Origin of the sequence: Mesorhizobium sp. M0208, from assembly GCF_040322015.1 — a bacterium.
Taxonomy (GTDB): domain Bacteria; phylum Pseudomonadota; class Alphaproteobacteria; order Rhizobiales; family Rhizobiaceae; genus Mesorhizobium.
Genome location: NZ_JAMYSP010000028.1, coordinates 13,546 through 29,999, shown reverse-complemented (window position 1 = coordinate 29,999; position 16,454 = coordinate 13,546). Strand labels below are relative to the sequence as shown.

12 protein-coding genes are annotated in these 16,454 nt (G+C 62.4%); 6 read left to right on the top strand and 6 right to left on the bottom strand.

The window, feature by feature from the left end:
• A complete protein-coding gene (locus tag NKJ17_RS24015) occupies positions 1–3,213 on the top strand; it encodes an AfsR/SARP family transcriptional regulator (protein WP_352690256.1) in 3,213 nt (1,070 codons plus the stop codon).
• Positions 3,214–3,437: 224 nt separating this feature from the next.
• Positions 3,438–4,775: an LGFP repeat-containing protein gene (locus NKJ17_RS24010; RefSeq protein ID WP_352690254.1), complete on the top strand. Its 1,338-nt coding sequence runs from the start codon at positions 3,438–3,440 to the stop codon at positions 4,773–4,775.
• A 298-nt stretch (positions 4,776–5,073) separates the two neighbouring features.
• Here the strand turns inward: NKJ17_RS24010 and NKJ17_RS24005 are convergent, their stop codons facing one another.
• The 4 genes from NKJ17_RS24005 to NKJ17_RS23990 form a co-directional block, all read right to left on the bottom strand.
• Entirely contained in the window at positions 5,074–7,128 is a 2,055-nt protein-coding gene (locus tag NKJ17_RS24005) for a M3 family metallopeptidase (RefSeq protein WP_352690253.1), read from the bottom strand.
• Positions 7,129–7,218: 90 nt separating this feature from the next.
• Positions 7,219–7,626, bottom strand: coding sequence for a nuclear transport factor 2 family protein (locus tag NKJ17_RS24000; RefSeq protein ID WP_352509095.1), 408 nt, complete (start codon positions 7,624–7,626; stop codon positions 7,219–7,221).
• 14 nt (positions 7,627–7,640) lie between these two features.
• Positions 7,641–8,285: a carbonic anhydrase gene (locus NKJ17_RS23995; RefSeq protein WP_352690251.1), complete on the bottom strand. Its 645-nt coding sequence runs from the start codon at positions 8,283–8,285 to the stop codon at positions 7,641–7,643.
• A gap of 211 nt (positions 8,286–8,496) precedes the next feature.
• On the bottom strand, positions 8,497–9,033 hold the full coding sequence (locus tag NKJ17_RS23990) for a TetR/AcrR family transcriptional regulator (protein WP_352690250.1): 537 nt from the start codon (positions 9,031–9,033) through the stop codon (positions 8,497–8,499).
• Positions 9,034–9,183: 150 nt separating this feature from the next.
• Between NKJ17_RS23990 and NKJ17_RS23985 the strand changes: the two genes are divergently transcribed.
• Positions 9,184–10,461 carry an efflux RND transporter periplasmic adaptor subunit gene (locus NKJ17_RS23985; RefSeq protein ID WP_502900501.1) on the top strand — a complete coding sequence of 426 codons (1,278 nt, stop codon included), beginning with the start codon at positions 9,184–9,186 and terminating at the stop codon, positions 10,459–10,461.
• Positions 10,458–13,541, top strand: coding sequence for an efflux RND transporter permease subunit (locus NKJ17_RS23980; RefSeq protein WP_352690248.1), 3,084 nt, complete (start codon positions 10,458–10,460; stop codon positions 13,539–13,541). The genes NKJ17_RS23985 and NKJ17_RS23980 overlap by 4 nt, the downstream gene beginning before the upstream one ends.
• A gap of 70 nt (positions 13,542–13,611) precedes the next feature.
• On the opposite strand, the gene NKJ17_RS23975 is transcribed toward NKJ17_RS23980, so the two are convergent.
• Positions 13,612–14,076, bottom strand: coding sequence for a L,D-transpeptidase (locus NKJ17_RS23975; protein ID WP_254817760.1), 465 nt, complete (start codon positions 14,074–14,076; stop codon positions 13,612–13,614).
• A gap of 599 nt (positions 14,077–14,675) precedes the next feature.
• Between NKJ17_RS23975 and NKJ17_RS23970 the strand changes: the two genes are divergently transcribed.
• On the top strand, positions 14,676–14,843 hold the full coding sequence (locus tag NKJ17_RS23970; protein WP_254817759.1) for a hypothetical protein: 168 nt from the start codon (positions 14,676–14,678) through the stop codon (positions 14,841–14,843).
• Positions 14,844–14,919: 76 nt separating this feature from the next.
• Here NKJ17_RS23970 and NKJ17_RS23965 read toward each other — a convergent pair whose 3' ends face one another.
• Positions 14,920–15,606, bottom strand: a complete 687-nt coding sequence (locus NKJ17_RS23965; protein WP_292663715.1) for a response regulator transcription factor — start codon at positions 15,604–15,606, stop codon at positions 14,920–14,922.
• A gap of 46 nt (positions 15,607–15,652) precedes the next feature.
• On the opposite strand from NKJ17_RS23965, the gene NKJ17_RS23960 reads away from it, so the two are divergent.
• Complete coding sequence (locus NKJ17_RS23960) at positions 15,653–16,432, top strand: response regulator (protein ID WP_254817757.1); 780 nt, start codon at positions 15,653–15,655, stop codon at positions 16,430–16,432.
• The last annotated feature ends 22 nt before the right edge of the window (positions 16,433–16,454 follow it).

Sequence of the window (16,454 nt, the reverse complement as noted above, 5' to 3'; positions counted from 1 at the left end):
ATGGATAAATCCTTCCGGGACGCGCCGCGCGAGATAGCAAAGCTCTCGGCACCCCGGCCAGTGGGAATTGTCAGCCGTCCGCGCGTAGTGGCGCTGCTTTCGCAGGCCCTCGACAGCGGTGCATGCTGGCTGGCTGCGCCTGGTGGATACGGCAAGACCACCGCGGTGATCGACTTTCTGGAACACGGCGGGCTGGAACAAGGCGGGCCGGAGCAAAGCGAATCGGCATACAACTGGTATCGGGTCGACACCGAGGACCAGGACGTTGCGCGGCTTTTCCATTATCTGACGCTGTCGCTCGACGGCAGGCATGCCGGCATGCCGGTCTTTGGTCCGGAATATGCCGACAATTCCGACGATTTCGCGCGGCTGTTCTTCCGCACCTATTTCTCGCGGCTTGATCCGGGCACGATCCTAGTCCTCGACGATCTGCATCGTGCCGATGCACCAGGCTTTCGCCGGACGCTGGCGATCCTGTTGCGCGAACGCCCCAATACCGTCCGCTGCATCTGCACATCGCGGATGCTGCCCGAGGGCGATGTCGCCGACCTCGTGCTGTCGGGACAGTTGCCGGTCCTCAACCAAACGCTGCTGGAGTTTTCGCCTGCGGAGGCTCGCAACCTCGTCACCGCCCGCTCGCAATCGCCGTCCGAGGTCGGCGACATTTCGGAGGCGCGCGGCTGGGCGGTGGGCCTTCTCCTGCTGGCCAATGCTGGAATGTACTACCCGCTTTCGCAGACCGGCCTTGCCGGAGGCGCCGGCCTTCGGGAGATTGTCGGACGTTATTTCCTGCGCGACATCGCGCCGGAGGACCAGGATCTGCTGATCAGGCTCAACCTTCTGCCGGAGATCAGCACGGACCTTGCCGATGCGTTCCTGGGTTCGCCGCAGGCTGCCCGCCTGCTGGTGCGGCTGCAGCATCGCCAGCTGCTGATCACGCGCGACGGTCCGGGCGGCGCCGCCTTCCAGCTGCATGACTTGTTGCGCGAATACCTTGCCGCCCTACTGGACCGGCGCGTGACGGAAGCGGACCGTTCCAGGCTGCGCGAGCAGGCAGCAAAGGTCCTGCACGAGGCCGGCAAAACCGACGCGGCAATCGTGCTGGCGTTGCAGGCGGGCGCCTGGCCGCTGGCACGCCAGCTCATTCTGGAGTGCGCTAACGGCGTTCTCTCGCAAGGGCGCAGGGCCAGCTTCGTCGAATGGTGCAACAGGCTGCCCCCCGACGAGATGGACGGGTGGGTCCATTATTGGCTGGGCGTCGCCTTCGCGTCGGACGATGCGAAGGCCGAGCCGCACTTCTCCAAGGCATGGCAAGCATTCGAGAACACCGACATGCGCGGCCAATGCCTGACGGTCGCGCGGGCGGTCGTAGTCAAGACCGCCAGCTGGCGTACGCATGAGGGGCTGGCGGATTGGACGCGCCGAGCCTCACAGGTTCTTGCCAAGGGGTTGCCGGAATTGGATCCGGAGGAACTCATGATGGTCAGGCTCGGCATCTTGCGGGCCGTCGATTTCGCCGAACCTGGCGAATTCGACGCCCATGACGCGAAGCGCCTCGTGAATGATATCCAGCAGCGCCTGACACATCTGCCGATCGAGGATTCGGTCGAGTTGCGCCTGCTGGCAAGCGAAGCGCTCATCGACTACGCGACCTCGTCGGGGCAGCGCGACATTTTTGCCAATGCCGTGGACAGCGTTGCCGCCGATCTCGAACATCCGGATATCCCACCGCTGGTGCTCGGCATGTGGCTGGTGTCCTTTGGCTCGGCCAGCGGCCGTTACTTCCCCTATTCGCGGCGCGGTTTTGTCTATGCCTCGGCCGAGGATGCGTTGCGACGCGCAACGGCGATAGGCGAGCAGCACGCCTTACGGGGCGTCGAGTTCAGCGCCCTCTACCAGCTCCAATTGCTGATGAAGCTTCACAACAGGTTCTCGGAGTTCAATGCGCTGGTCTCCCGACTGGGCGAGATCGCGGACAGCAGGTTCACCACCCAGGTCGCGGTCGTCGCCGACTGCCATGCGGCGATGCACACGCGCAACGGCGACTTCGCCAAGGCCTATCTCGACTGCGATGTCTTCATGGATGCGATCGAGCGGGCGAACGAGCCGATGATCGAGCGCTGGCCGCATTACGTCACCAAATACCAGGTCCTGCTGGCCGACCGGCGTCCGGCGGAGGCGATTGCGCTACTTCAGGGGATCGCCGAAAGGCTGAGCGGCGGCCCTCGCCAGCGTGTCGAACTCAGCATTCTAGCCGCACGGGCCCTGGAGCAGAAGTGGAACGGCGGCGCGTCCTATGGCACTCGTCTGGCTGAATTCATGGCGGCATTGCGCGAGGTCAATCCCTCGGCGATCTTGCTCAACCTGCCGGACTTGCTAGCCGAGCTGATCGCCGATGCGCTGGAGCGAAAGATCGATGTCGATCTCTGCCGCCGCGTCGTTCGGGCGCGATATCTGGTCCCGCCCGCTGGTCGCCCCGCCCAGTGGCCTTGGCCGCTCAGGATACACTTGATGGGAGGCTTCCGCCTCGAGATCGATGGCGCCGAGGTCGCGCCCGGTGCCAAACCTACCCGCGCTCTCGACATATTGCGCATTATCTGCCTGTCGAGGGATCAGGTCTGTTCGGTGGAAACCCTGCAGGATTGGCTCTGGCCCGACCTCGACGGCGACCAGGCCAAAGCGGCCTTGGAGCAGGCGCTGCATCGTCTGCGCAAATTGCTCGGGCAAGGCGAACTCGTAACGCTGAGAGAAGGCCGTTTGCGGCTCGCTGCCGACAAGGTCTGGATCGATCTGCAGGATTGGGAAGACCGGCTGAAACCCGTTCTGTCGGGCCAAAGAGACAGCGCAATCGAGGAGCAGGAGATGCTGCTGGAAGGCTTTGTCGGCCCGCTTTTCTCGAATGGCCCGACGCCCGCCTGGTCGAACGCCGCGGCCGACCGGGTGCGGGACGGGTTGGTGGAGCTTGCCGTGCGGATCGCCAAACACTGGCAGAGCCGAGGCAACGCAGATCGGGCACGCCAAGCGTGCCGGCGTGCGCTCGATTTCTACCCGGAATCGGCCAAACTCCATGGCACGCTCATCCAGGAGAGCCTCTCCAGAAACGACCACGCCGGCGCCATCGAGGATTACCGGCGCTATGAACGCGCGCTCGCTTCGACCGGCGATGACGAGCCCTCGCCTTTGCTGCGTTCGCTCGTGCGCCCGTTTCTCTAGACCGGTTCATCGTTTCACGGAAACGCCGAACCGCTCTATCTCTTTATTTTTTCGCAGTTCCGGACGGAAAACCGTTCCACACTTTTCCTGGAATTGCTCTGGCGCAGCTCAGAACTCTGTAAGCCGTCCGTAAGTCGCGGTCTGGGAACCTCGGCCCGTCGATCAAAACCGATCGCCGGAGGCCTGAAGCCCCCGATACCAACACTCACAGGAAGGAAAAGGTCATGCCGTATACTGCCAGAGCAACTTCGAGAGTGCGTGCCGGCACCATCCGCGCTGGAGCCACAAGACTTTCCGACCAGCTCAGGATCGGGCCTTGGTCGCTCCTCTCGCCCGAAGCTGTCATACAGCAAAAGTACAACTCCCTTGGAGGCGCCGGCTTCGCCGAGATCGACAGGAAGGAGACTGGAAAAGCCTGGTATCTCAAGAACGGCTCATGCATTTGTTACAACGATGCCATGCACGACGCCTTTGAGATCCACGGCGACATCTACAGGAAATGGATTGCGCTTGGCGGTCTCGCGTGGGGCATTCCCTGCACCGACGAAACCGGAACACCCGACGGCGTCGGGCGATACAATCACTTCAACAACAATACCGCTTCGATCTACTGGACACCGAATACCGGTGCTCAAGCGATTTGGGGGGCAATTCGCAGCAAATGGGCAGCAATGGGCTGGGAGCGCTCGGTTCTCGGCTATCCGGTCACCGACGAAACCGGAACTCCCGACGGCGTCGGGCGCTACAACCATTTTGCCAATGCCGGCTCGATCTACTGGACACCGAACACCGGAGCCAACGTGGTGTACGGTGACATCCGCAAGAAGTGGGAAAGCCTGGGCTGGGAACAGTCATATCTGGGGTACCCAACCACCGACGAGACCGAATTTGCCGACGGTGGCCGTGCCAATCTGTTTGAAAACGGCGGCATATACTGGTGGCCCGACACCGGCGCGATCGACCTTCGAGATGTCGTCGTCCACTATACCGGCCTCCATTGCTTCGGCGAGACCGACTGGGATCAGGGGTCGAGTGCGGACGAGCCCTATGTCATCGTCAGCGTGACAACGCCGCAGATGGCCGACACCAAGCGCAGCCAGGTCTATGGCGACGTCGATGCGGGAGATACGAGACCCGACCTGATGGAGGTCTATCGAGGCAAGCCCTACGGCATCAATATCGGTACGGTGCTGATGGAAAACGATTTCGGCGATCCAAACAAGTACAAGGACGAAGTGCAGAAGGTCGTGATGGGCGTCCATACGGCGGGTACGCTGGCTTTGGGCCTCATTCCGGTGGCAGGACCTATCATTGCCGCAATAGCCGGCCCGGCCCTGGGATCCTTGATGCCATCGATCGGCGGCGCCATCAGCGATCTCTTCGATTGGGGCGATGACAGGATCGGGAGCGCGACAGTGACCATCTCCGCAAAGCAGATGGTGTTGCTCGCGGCACGTACGAACAATACCACCTTCAGCGGGATTGGGTTCAAAGTGGAAACGCCCCTGATTTCCGGCGAAGGGGCGTCCTACAAAGCCTATTTTGGCTTTGTGCCTGCCTAGTCTAGGCCAATCGCCCCGGCAAAAAAGCTTGCCGGGACAATCAACTTACCAGCCCCGCCTTCCGTTGGCGGGGCTGACGTTCGCGACTGAGAGATTTATTTCCGTAGCGGTCGTCACAAGGCGGTCCGGATGCGCCAGCGGCCGATCAGCATAGCGGGCAGTCACCTCAACGACACTGCCGCAGCCAGCGAGGCCGAGCCGGGGCCGACAGAAACCTGATCAGGCGGGGCGCAACCCGACGCCATGACGGCCGACATCAATCAGGATGGAAGAGAACCGTGACAAGAGCGGGCACGCATCACACCAGTCCGCGCTTGGCCATCATTGCTTCCGGTGAAGGCATCTTGCCGCGGAAGGCGGTGTAGAGTTCTTCGGGGTCCTTCGAGCCGCCGGCGGCGTAGATGTTCTTGCGCAGCCGCTCGGCCAGCGCCGGATTGAACGGATCGCCCGTCTCCTCGAAGGCGGCGAAGGCGTCGGCATCGAGCACTTCCGACCACATGTAGGAATAATAGCCGGCCGAATAGCCGTCGCCGGCAAAGATGTGGCCGAAATGCGGGGTGCGGTGACGCATGGCGATGGTGTCGGGCATGTTAAGCCGTTCCAGCGTTTCGGCTTCGAAACGAAGCGGCCGGTCCGGTGCATCCGGCCGCGCGTGGTAAGCCATGTCGACCAACGCCGAGGCAGTGAACTCGACCGTGGCGAAGCCCGCGCCGAAGGTGCGCGCCGCCAGCATCTTGTCGACCAGCGCCTTTGGCATCGGCTTGCCGGTCTTGACATGCAGCGCATGTTTTTCCAGCACCGCCGGTACCGTCAGCCAGTGCTCGTAAAGCTGCGAAGGCAGCTCGACGAAATCGCGGCTGACCGAGGTGCCAGCGACCGATGGCCAGGTAACGTCGGTCAGCATGCCGTGCAGCGCGTGACCGAATTCGTGGAACAGGGTCTTGGCCTCGTCGACCGACAGCAAGGCTGCCTCGCCGGCCGGTGGCTTGGCGAAGTTCATGATGTTGTAGATGACCGGCTTGGAGCCATCGCCAAGCTTGTAGCCGGATTTCAGCGCGCTCATCCAGGCGCCGGAGCGCTTCGAGGGTCGCGCGAAATAATCAGCAAGGAACAGGCCGCGCTCGCTGCCGTCGGCATTCTTCACCACGAAAACCCGAGCGTCCGGATGCCAGGTGGCAATGCCCTTCTTTTCTTCGAAAGAAATGCCGAACAATCGTGTTGCCACATCGAAACAGGCGTCGATGATGCGGTCTAGCTGCAGGTACGGCTTCAGCTCGGCCTCGTCGAAGGCGAATTTCTCTGCGCGCAGCTTCTCCTGATAGAAGCGCCAGTCCCAGGCAGCGAATTTTTCGTTGCTGCCGGCCTCGGCCGCCAGCCGCTGCAATTCGGCTTGGTCGCTTGCGGCCTTTTCCACCGCCTTTTCCCAGACCGGATCGAGCAGCGCGTGCACCGCCTCCGGCGTCTTGGCCATAGTATCGTCGAGCTTCAATGCGGCGTAGGAAGCATAGCCGAGCAGCTTCGCTTTCTCGGCGCGCAGCCGCAGCATCTCGCGCACCACTTCCGTGTTGTCGGCAGCGCCGCCATTCTGACCACGCATGATGAAGGCGCGGAACGCTGTCTCGCGCAGATCGCGGCGTTCTGAGAAGGTCGAGAACGGCTCGTAGATCGAACGCGACAGAGTGACGGCGTAGCGGCCCTTCTGGCCGCGCATCTCGGCGGCTTCCGCCATCGAGCTCTTCAGGAATTCCGGCAGGCCGGCAAGGTCGGCTTCGTCGAGGAACAACGCCCAGTCGCGCTCGTCGGCAAGCACGTTCTGGCCGAAATTGGTGCCGAGCGACGACAATTCCTCGTTGATCGAGGCCAGCCGCTTCTTGCCTTCGGCGTCGAGCATGGCGCCGGAGCGAACGAAGTTTTTCCAGGTCTTTTCCAAGACCCGCAGCGTTTCGGCATCGAGCTTCAAAGCATCGCGGCGCTGATGCAGGTGGTCGATGCGGGCGAACAGGCGTTCGTTCATCGAGATTGCCGAGAAGTGCCGCGACATCTTCGGCGAGATGTCGCGCTCCAGCGCCTGGATCGCCTCGTTGGTGTGGGCGCCGGCGCGGCACCAGAAGATCGACGAGACATGGTCGAGAGCCTCGCCGGCAAGCTCGAGCGCGGCAAGCGTGTTTTCGATGGTCGGCGTCCCGGTGTTGCCGGCAATCGCCTCGATCTCGGCTTCATGCGCCTTCAGGGCCGCGTCGAAGACCGGAGAAAAATCGCCATCGCCGATGCGCGTGAAATCGGGCAGGCCGAGCGGCCCTTGCCATGCGGTCAGCGGATGGGCAGCGAGGTCGACGGTGGACGGCATGGGCAAACTTTCGCTGAGTGGCGGGAGAAGATGAATCGTCACCGATGTAAGGCGCCGGCCGGTTGCGCGCAACAGCGGGTCCCGTTCATGGTTCCGTCAGTAACCGTCGCAATTTTCGGCGATCGCGGCTTGCGAACTGGCGCTGATCTGGTCGTTGGCGACCGCGAAAGTCTCCTGCATCAGCATGTCGTTGCTGGGAAAATCATAGCAGGCGATCACAGTGGTGACGCCGCCCTCCGTCTTCTCGATCCGGTGGCGGATTTCGGCCCCGGCGACGGCGCCCTGCCACTCGGCGATCGAGGCGATGAATTCCTGCTTGCTTTGCACGACGCCGAGGTCGTCGAGCTTGATGCGGACGTTGTCGGCGAGCAGGTCCGACAATTCGGTGCGGTCGGCGACCAGCAGTGCCGAATACCAGCGGTCTATGATCGCGCTATCGTCGGCGCTGGCAACATTTGCTGAGCACAGTAGTGCCGCCGCCGCGAACGCGAACCGAGCTCGCATCATGCCCTCGTCTCCTACTCCGTCTCCGGCCGCTCGAAATCGCCTGTGTCCTTGTTCATCACCCAAAGCTCGCCGGTCGAGATGTCGAACCAGGCGCCGTGCAGCGACAGCCGCCCCTTGCCTTCGAGGATCGAAACACAAGGGAAGGTGCGCAGATTGGCGATGGAATAACGGATCGAGATGCGCTCCAGCGCCGTCTGGCGCTCGGTCGCGGTCATGAAGGTGCTCGACGATACGGTCTCGGCCGCAGGTGCGATCAGGCTCATCCATCTGCCGATGAAATCGCCCGGCGACAAGGGTGCGGCCGTGGTGTCGAGTGCCGCGCGGATGCCGCCGCAGCGGCCGTGGCCCATCACCACGATGTTCTTGACCTTGAGGCTCTGCACCGCAAATTCGAGCGCCGCCGATGTCGAGTGGAACTGATCGTCTGGCGCATAGGGCGGCACCAGATTGCCGACATTGCGCAGCACGAACAACTCGCCCGGCCCGGCATCGAAGATCGCTTCGGGCGCGGCACGGGAATCGCAGCAGGCGACGATCATTGTTTCCGGTGCCTGGCCCTCCCGCGCCAGCGAGCGATAACGGCCGCTTTCGGTGAGATAGCGGCCGCTCATGAAACTGCGGTAGCCGGTGAGAAGATGCTCGGGAAGATGGGGCATGGGCAGCGGTGGGAGCCTTTCCGGGTTGAAGGCAGCTCGGTTCAATCCCGAAAGGCTCTAGCGCATCGGCCCGAAAATCGGAACCGATTTTCGGAAAGCACCGAGACGCAGGTTCAAAGCGTGGAGCTCACTCTGCCCCAAGTGGACGGCACCTCGCTCCAGCCACATCCCGACAGTCGAAGCAACTGAACCCGGCCAGCGTATTCCTAGACTATTCCGCGATCTCCAGCAGGGTCGATATCAGCAGCCGGCGCTCGTCGGCGGAAAGAATATCCGAACCGAACAGATTCATGCTGCGAAGTCCCTCGATGGCGAGATAGCAGATCAGCAGCGCCTTGAGGTTCGGCGTCTCCTCCTTCAGCCGTTCGAACACCTGCCGCCTGAACGATTTTATCGGCGTCAGGAAGTCGGGATCCTCGGCGATAGCCGAAAATATCCAGGATGCCGATGGCTTCGTCTCCTCGGCATGCTCGGCCGAAAGCCTGATATAGGCGGCGAGCGGGCTCTCGCCGCTGCCGCTGTTCTTGCGGGCGGCCTCCAGCGCCTGTTGGAATGCGCTGAGATAATCCTCCACCAGCGCCTGCATCAATTTCGCCTTGGTCGGGAAATTGTAGAGAAGACCACCCTTCGACACGCCGGCACGGCTGGCAACAGCGTCCAGCGACAGGCTGCCAGGACCCGTCTCGCGCGCTACCGCGGCGGCAGCAGCGAGAATTTTTTCGCGCGAATTTGCTCTGCGGACCTTCATCAATCGTTCCCCGTTCATTGGCTTAGGCGGAATTGACAAGACCGTCCAGACGGTACAGTAAGATCGCCATCATTTGAAAGTGGGACCAGTCACAGGTATGTGTTCCGGTCATCCGACCGTTATGCTGGGCCATGGCCGAGGGAACTGTTCGTGATCAAGCGCTTCATCATCGCCTTCATTCTGCTCGTGCTGGTGTGCGGCGGCATCGTCGGCTTCAACCTGTTTCGCGACAATGCGATCAAACAGTTCTTCGCCACCATGAAGCCGCCGGCCGCGACCGTGTCGACAGTCATCGTCAAACCGATGTCCTGGACGCCCGGCATCGAGGCGATCGGCACTGTCAGTGCCGTACGCGGCGTCGACCTGACGGTCGAAACTGCTGGCATCGTCAAGGACATCCTGTTCCATGCCAATCAGAAGGTCGCCGCCAACGCCGTCCTGCTGCAGCTTGACGATGCCGTCGAGCGAGCCGACCTCGTCGCGTCGAAGGCGCAAGCCACCTCCGACCAGACGACGCTGATGCGCGCTCTCGAGCTGCAGAAGCGCGGGGTCGGCACCGATGCCACGCTCGACACGGCGCAGGCAGCAGCATCGGTCTCCGCCGCGCAGGTAAACAAGCTGCAAGCGGTGCTCGACCAAAAGCAGTTGACCGCCCCCTTCAAGGGCACTGTCGGTATTCCGAAAATCGACCTTGGCCAGTATCTCACACCCGGCACCGCCGTGGTGACCTTGCAGGACATGGATACGATGCGTGTCGATTTCACCGTGCCGGAGCAGCAGCTTCCGCAGCTGAAGATCGGACAGACGGTGCGGTTGGGCGTCGGCGGCGGCGACATGCCGTTCACCGGCAGCATCCGCGGCATCGATCCGAAGATCGACCCGACCAGCCGGCTGGTGACGGTAAGGGCGGAGGTCGGCAATCCCGAAGGCAAGCTGACGCCGGGCCAGTTCGTCCAGGTGCGCGTCGAACTGCCCGAGGAGAACGACGTGCTGGCGCTGCCGCAGACGGCGCTGACTTCCAGCCTGTACGGCGACTTCGTCTTCGTGGTGCGCCCGGCCAAACCCGCCGAAGCCAACGGCGCGGCTCCCGAGGCAAAGCCGGAAGAAAAGCCGGCTGCAGATGCTGCCAAGCCCGCAGCCGAAGCACCCGCGGCAAAACCCGAAGAAAAGCCGGCCGCTACCCCAGCCAAACCGGCAGCGGAAGGCAAGCCGGCAGCGGAAGAACAGAAGCCGCAGCTCGTGCTCGCCCAGGTGTTCGTCAAGCCAGGCCGCCACAACGCCGGCCTGGTCGAGATCCTGGAAGGCATCCAGCCCGGCGACGAAGTCGTTACGGCCGGCCAGAACCGGCTCTCCAACGGCATGTCCGTTGCCGTCGACAACACGATCGATCCGAGCAAGCCGGCGAACCAGCAGGCAGCCCAGCAATGAGCTTTTCCGATCTCTTCATCCGCCGCCCGGTCCTTTCGACCGTGCTTGCCTGCATGATCCTGCTTCTGGGTTTTCAGGGCATCTTCAACCTTTCGATCCGGCAGTATCCAGAGGTTGAAGAAACGGCCATCACCATCACCACGGCCTATCCCGGCGCCAGCGCCGACCTGATCCAGGGGTTCATTTCCGCGCCGATCGCGCGTGCCGTCGCTTCGACCGAAAACATCGATTATGTCACGTCGTCGAGCCGGCCGTCCTCCAGCACCGTGACGGTGCAGATGAAGCTCGGCTCCGACCCCGACGTCGCGCTGAACGAAGTCTTGTCGAAGGTTCAGAGTGTTCGCGGCGATCTGCCGGACGAAACCAAAGACCCGGTGATCGTCAAGGGCACCGGCCAGCAGTTCGCGATGATGTACATATCGATGCAGAATCCGAACATGACACCGGAACAGCTCACCGAATATATCGAGCGTGTCGTGCGGCCGCGTATCTCGACGGTCGAAGGTGTCGCCGACGTGCAGATTTTCGGCGCCGCCGAATATTCGATGCGTGTCTGGATCGACCCGATCAAACTGGCGGCGCGCGGCGTGACGGCGGCGGAAGTGCTGACCGCCATCAACGAATCGAATTTCCTCTCCGCGCCCGGCGATACCGAAAACGAATATGTGGCTTCCTCGATCACGGTTCGCTCGACCCTGCAGACGCCGGAGGCTTTCGCTGCCCTTCCGCTCCGCTCGAAAGACGGCAATGTGGTGAGGCTGCGCGACGTGGCCCGCGTCGAGCTCGCCGCGGCGAGCACCGACACCAGGGTCACGTTCAACGGCAAGCCCGGCATCTTTCTCGCCATCTTTCCGACGCCCGCCGCCAATCCACTGACCACCGCGGCGGCGATCCACAAGATTGTGCCGACCATCCAGGAGACGCTGCCGCTCGGCATGACGATCGAGATCGTCTACGATTCGACCGAGCAGATCAGCGCGTCGATCGAGGAGGTGTTCAAGACCATCGGCGAGGCGGTCGCCATCGTCATCGTCGTCATCCTGCTCTTCCTCGGCTCGTTCCGCTCGGTGCTGATGCCGATCGTGACCATTCCGCTGTCGCTGATCGGCGTCTGTTTCCTGCTGTTTTCTTTGGGTTATTCGATCAACCTTTTATCGTTGCTGGCCATGGTGCTGGCGATCGGACTGGTTGTTGACGATGCCATCGTGGTGGTGGAAAACATCCACCGCCACATGGAGGAAGACGGCTTGTCGCCGATGCAGGCGGCCTTCAACGGCATGCGGGAGATCTCGTCCGCCGTCGTCGCCATGACGATAACGCTGGCCGCGGTGTTCGCGCCGCTGGCCTTCACCGGCGGCCTGACAGGCGCACTGTTTCGCGAATTCGCGGTGACGCTTGCCGGCTCGGTGGTGCTTTCGGGGGTCGTCGCCCTAACCGTCACGCCGATGATGTCGGCACGCATCCTGAGGGCCGGCTCGCACAGCCGCTTCCAGCGCATTGTCGACAACACGTTCGGGCGCGTCGAACACGTCTACGAGCGGCTGGTCAGCGGCTCGCTGAAATATCGCCCGGTGACGCTGATGATCGTCATCGCACTGGTCGCCACGACCGGCTTCATGTTCACAAAGACCGCGAGCGAACTGGCGCCGGAAGAAGACCAGGGCTTCTTGCTGTCTATTGTGAACGCGCCGCGTTACGCGACGTCGGACTACACCGAGACCTATGTGAACCAGATTCTCGGGCTGGTGAATGATATCCCCGAAACCAGGGCACGGTTCTCCGCCGTCGCGTTCCAAGGCCCGACCAACAGCGCTTTCGTCGGCTTTGCGTTCAAGGACTGGGCCGAGCGCGCGCGCAGCTCGAAGGAACTTCAGGAAGACATCACTGCCCGCCTTGCCAAGGTGGCAGGCGTCGAGGCTTTCGTCTTCGCACCACCGACGCTGCCCGGCTCCGGCGGCGGCCTGCCAATCACGATGGTGGTGCGCTCGACCGGCGAGGCCTCCCAAGTGTACGAGGCCGCCGAGAATATCAAGAACAAGGCGCAGGCCTCCGGTCGCTTCCTCGCCGTGCAGAATTCCATGTCCTACGATGCGCCGCAAGTGACAGTGACGATCGACCGCGACCGCGCCGCGGCACTCAACCTGCCGATCGCCGAAATCGGCCGGACGCTGACCCTCTTGGTCGGTGGCGCCGAGGTGGCGCAATTCGACCGCGAATCCAACAGCTACGACATCATCCCGCAGGTGCCGCAGCAATTCCGCGACAATCCCGAAAAACTTGGGGAGTATTTCGTGCGCAGCGTCTCGGGTGAGATGGTGCCGCTCTCTGCGGTGGTGAAGATCTCGACCAACGCGTCGCCGGCGGCGATCGAGCAATTCAACCAGTTGAATTCCGCAACGATTTCCGCCTTGCCGCTGCCTGGCGTCACCACCGGCGACGGTTTGAAAGCGATCGAGGATATCGCCAAGGAGAGCCTGCCGGACACTTTCTTCATCGACTATACCGGTCAATCGCGGCAGGAGAAGGAACAGGGCTACACGATCATCATCGCCTTCGCGGCGGCAGTGCTCGTCATCTACCTGGTGCTGGCGGCGCAGTTCGAAAGCTTCCGCGATCCGTTGATCATCATGATGGCGGTGCCACTCTCGATCTTCGGCGCGATCGTGCCGCTTAATATCGGGCTCGGCACCCTCAACATCTACACCCAGGTCGGCTTGATCACCTTGATCGGCCTGATCACCAAGCACGGCATCCTTCTGGTCGAGTTCGCCAACCAGCAGCGTGAAATGCACGGCATGCGGCGGCGCGATGCGATCATCGCCTCGGCCAGGGTGCGGCTGCGGCCGATCCTGATGACGACGGCGGCGATGGCGCTAGGCGTGGTGCCGCTGATCATCTCCAGCGGCGCCGGTGCCGCGGCACGCTATTCGATGGGCCTGGTGATCTTCACCGGCATCCTGGTCGGAACCATGTTCACGCTGTTCGTGGTGCCGATGTTCTACACCTTTATCGCCAGCAAGGACCTGCCGCATCACGCCGAAAAGCCGGATCCGAAGCTGATGCCGGCGATGCCGGATTAGATTGTACTGATATTGTACAATAAAAAGGCCGGATTTCCGGCCTTTTTGAGAGCGACGAGAGCAGCATCGCTCATTTGACGATGACGATGCTGGTGTTGGCCGGGCCGAAGACCTCGACGAGCTGGTAGAAATCGGCGGCGTTGTCCGGATGCAGACGCACGCAGCCATGCGAGGCCGGCTGGCCGAGGCGCTTGATGGCGCTTGTCGCATGTACGGCGTAGCCGCCGTTGAAGAACACCGAATGCGGCATCGGGGCGTTGTCGTATTTCTTCGAATACCAAATTTCATGCATGCGGGTCGGCTTGAACGAACCGGTCGGTGTGACGTGCGTCCTGTCGCCCGTCGAAACCTTCCAGGCGAATGTCGGCCGGCCGTCGACCAGAATTTCCATGGTCTGCTGCGATAGCGACACACGCGCGACGATCTTGTTGGCGGCGGCGTGGGCTGCGCCGTTGCCGGCACTGACAAGCAAGGCAGTACCGGTGATGACGGCGGCGGCGATGTTGATGAGCTTGGCGGAAATGGCAGTGTACATGATGTCTCCCCTATTCTGCCGGTCGGGGCCGGCGCAATTCATGACCGGCTTATCGGGGCGTCATGTTTCAAGCCGATTTCGCAAGATGCTCGTTTGTGTTTCGATTCTGTTTCCCCTGGTTAACAGAAAAGGTCCGTGCAAAGCAGCTTGCAGTCGCACGACGTCGTCATGACGGGTGGCGTGTTTGCCTAGGCGGATCGGCCAAACCGCGGCGCCAATACGCGATTGCCTTTCGTTTGATAGGAATTCACCTGACTCCGAAACCGAGCTGCAACAAAGCGCAGCGTCGGCGGCATGATCCGGATACAGCGAACAGGCAAAGTTGACCTAACGAAAACAGCGGGCAACGAACGATCGGAAGCCAACACTGTTTCGCTACGGCCTGGATTGATCTGGACACTTTCCAGCCTGCGCGTCGACCGGCTCAAGCCCCTCTGGCGGGGGCGGCTTAGGGCCGTTGAGGATGCGCGGCGCCTCCGGCAACTTGCAGCCGAGAGGACCGAAGGCCCGCGCCGCAACGGGGGGCTCCGCTGGCGGCGCGGGCGCTTCGGGGGTTCCCCTGAAGTGCCCGTAAATTCCAATTTTGAGGAACGAACAGGATGAAAACGAAATTCGCCGCTTCCGTGCTTTCCGCCCTGCTTTACGTCCAGGGGCTGCTCGGCATTGCCGGCCTCGCCACCGTGCTGTTGAAGGAACGTGCTCATGCCGGCGAGGTCAGTACGACCGGTGACATGCCGTCCGGCCCGTCGCTTCTCGTGGTGCGCTGAAGAGCATCGGACCCCAAAGTGGAAACCGGTTTTGGGAAAACCCGATGCTCAAGACAAAAGGGTGGCTGTCCTGCATTCAATCGGCGAATTGCGTCGGCGGATCGAACCGGTAACCGGCACCCCGTATGGTGGTGATGGTTTCGGTATCGAGCTTGCGGCGCAGCCGCACGATGCGCGAATCGATCGACCGATCGAAGGCTTCGGCATTTTCGGCGGGCGCGGCGGCGATGATGTCGTCCCGCGTCAGCACCTTGCGCGGGCTGGCCAGGAACAGCCTGAGCAGCGCCACCTGCCCGGGGGACAGCTGTTCTTCCGTTCCCGAGCGGTGCATGACAATGGCCGATCGGAGATCGACGGTCGCGTTCTCCAGCACGATCAGTTCCCCGGCGCTCCTGCCGCGCCGAGCCAGAAGGCCGCCGACGCGAGCCGCAAGCTCCCTGACATTGAGCGGGCTTTCGACGACGTCGGCGGCGCCGAGTTCGAGCGCCAGAACCTTGTCGACCAGATCGGCCGGGCGGCAGATCAGGATGAAATCCGGGCCACCTTCGCCGCCATGTCGCCTGAGCAGGTCTCGCCCCTCCGCCTGGCTGACGCTGTCGCCGACAACCACGACATCGATACCCTTTTCCGAAAGCAGCGATTCGGCTTCCCACGGCTGTCGCGCCGCACGGACGTCATGACCGCGCCGCTCGAGATGATCGGCGAGATCGGTGGCAATTACTTCAGCGACGGAAACAAGCGCGATAACGGATCGTGCAGCCATGTTTTTCTACCCCGCATACGGCAACCCAAGAAGAGTGCTGGACATCATGTTTATACCCAATCTACTTTCCACTGAAAGCGGGAGCGAAAGCATCGTGCGTGCACGAATTGTCATCGTCGAGGACGAGCCCGACCTGAGGGACGCGGTCGCCGAGTATCTCGGCGCCAGCGGCTATGATGTGGCCACGGCCGAAAGTGCGGCGGCGGCGCGCGACCTCTTGGAAGTGCAGTCCTTCCACCTGGCCATTCTCGACATCGCCATGCCGGGCGAGGACGGCTTGTCGCTCGGGCGCTGGATGCGCTCGAAAATGCCGATCGGCATCATCTATGCGACGGCCGCCGGTACCGCGCTCGACCGCATCGTCGGACTGGAGCTCGGCGCTGACGACTACATCGTCAAGCCTTACGAATTGCGCGAAGTGCTGGCCAGGGTGCGCAGCGTGCTGCGTCGCGTTCCGGAGCCGACCGAGCCACAAAAGGCCAAGGCTGAAACATCCGGCGGCCGCCGGTCCGTGAGCTTCGGACCCTTTCACGCCGATCTCGACGGCAGGCTCGTCACCGGCGCCAACGGCGCGGTCATTGACATGGCCAAGAGCGAGTTCGACGTGCTGGAGGTGTTCCTGACGCGCGCCAACCGGCTGTTGACGCGGGCGGCGATCTCCGAGGCGATCGGTTTCGTCGAGGATCCGGAATCGTCCCGCGCCGTCGACATCCGCATCATGCGGCTGAGAAAGAAGATCGAGGCGGATCCGGCCAATCCGAAATTCCTGCGCACGGTGCGCGGCGAGGGCTATATCTTCTCGCTGCCAGTGGGCGAAAATAACTAAGGCGACGGCTTGAGGAAGCCGC

Bases quoted from the DNA above. Each gene is read 5' to 3' on its own strand.
- NKJ17_RS24015 (WP_352690256.1), top strand. From the start codon at position 1: ATGGATAAATCCTTCCGGGACGCGCCGCGCGAGATAGCAAAGCTCTCG.
- NKJ17_RS24010 (WP_352690254.1), top strand. From the start codon at position 3,438: ATGCCGTATACTGCCAGAGCAACTTCGAGAGTGCGTGCCGGCACCATC.
- NKJ17_RS24000 (WP_352509095.1), bottom strand. From the start codon at position 7,626: ATGCGAGCTCGGTTCGCGTTCGCGGCGGCGGCACTACTGTGCTCAGCA.
- NKJ17_RS23995 (WP_352690251.1), bottom strand. From the start codon at position 8,285: ATGCCCCATCTTCCCGAGCATCTTCTCACCGGCTACCGCAGTTTCATG.
- NKJ17_RS23990 (WP_352690250.1), bottom strand. From the start codon at position 9,033: ATGAAGGTCCGCAGAGCAAATTCGCGCGAAAAAATTCTCGCTGCTGCC.
- NKJ17_RS23980 (WP_352690248.1), top strand. From the start codon at position 10,458: ATGAGCTTTTCCGATCTCTTCATCCGCCGCCCGGTCCTTTCGACCGTG.
- NKJ17_RS23975 (WP_254817760.1), bottom strand. From the start codon at position 14,076: ATGTACACTGCCATTTCCGCCAAGCTCATCAACATCGCCGCCGCCGTC.
- NKJ17_RS23970 (WP_254817759.1), top strand. From the start codon at position 14,676: ATGAAAACGAAATTCGCCGCTTCCGTGCTTTCCGCCCTGCTTTACGTC.
- NKJ17_RS23965 (WP_292663715.1), bottom strand. From the start codon at position 15,606: ATGGCTGCACGATCCGTTATCGCGCTTGTTTCCGTCGCTGAAGTAATT.
- NKJ17_RS23960 (WP_254817757.1), top strand. From the start codon at position 15,653: ATGTTTATACCCAATCTACTTTCCACTGAAAGCGGGAGCGAAAGCATC.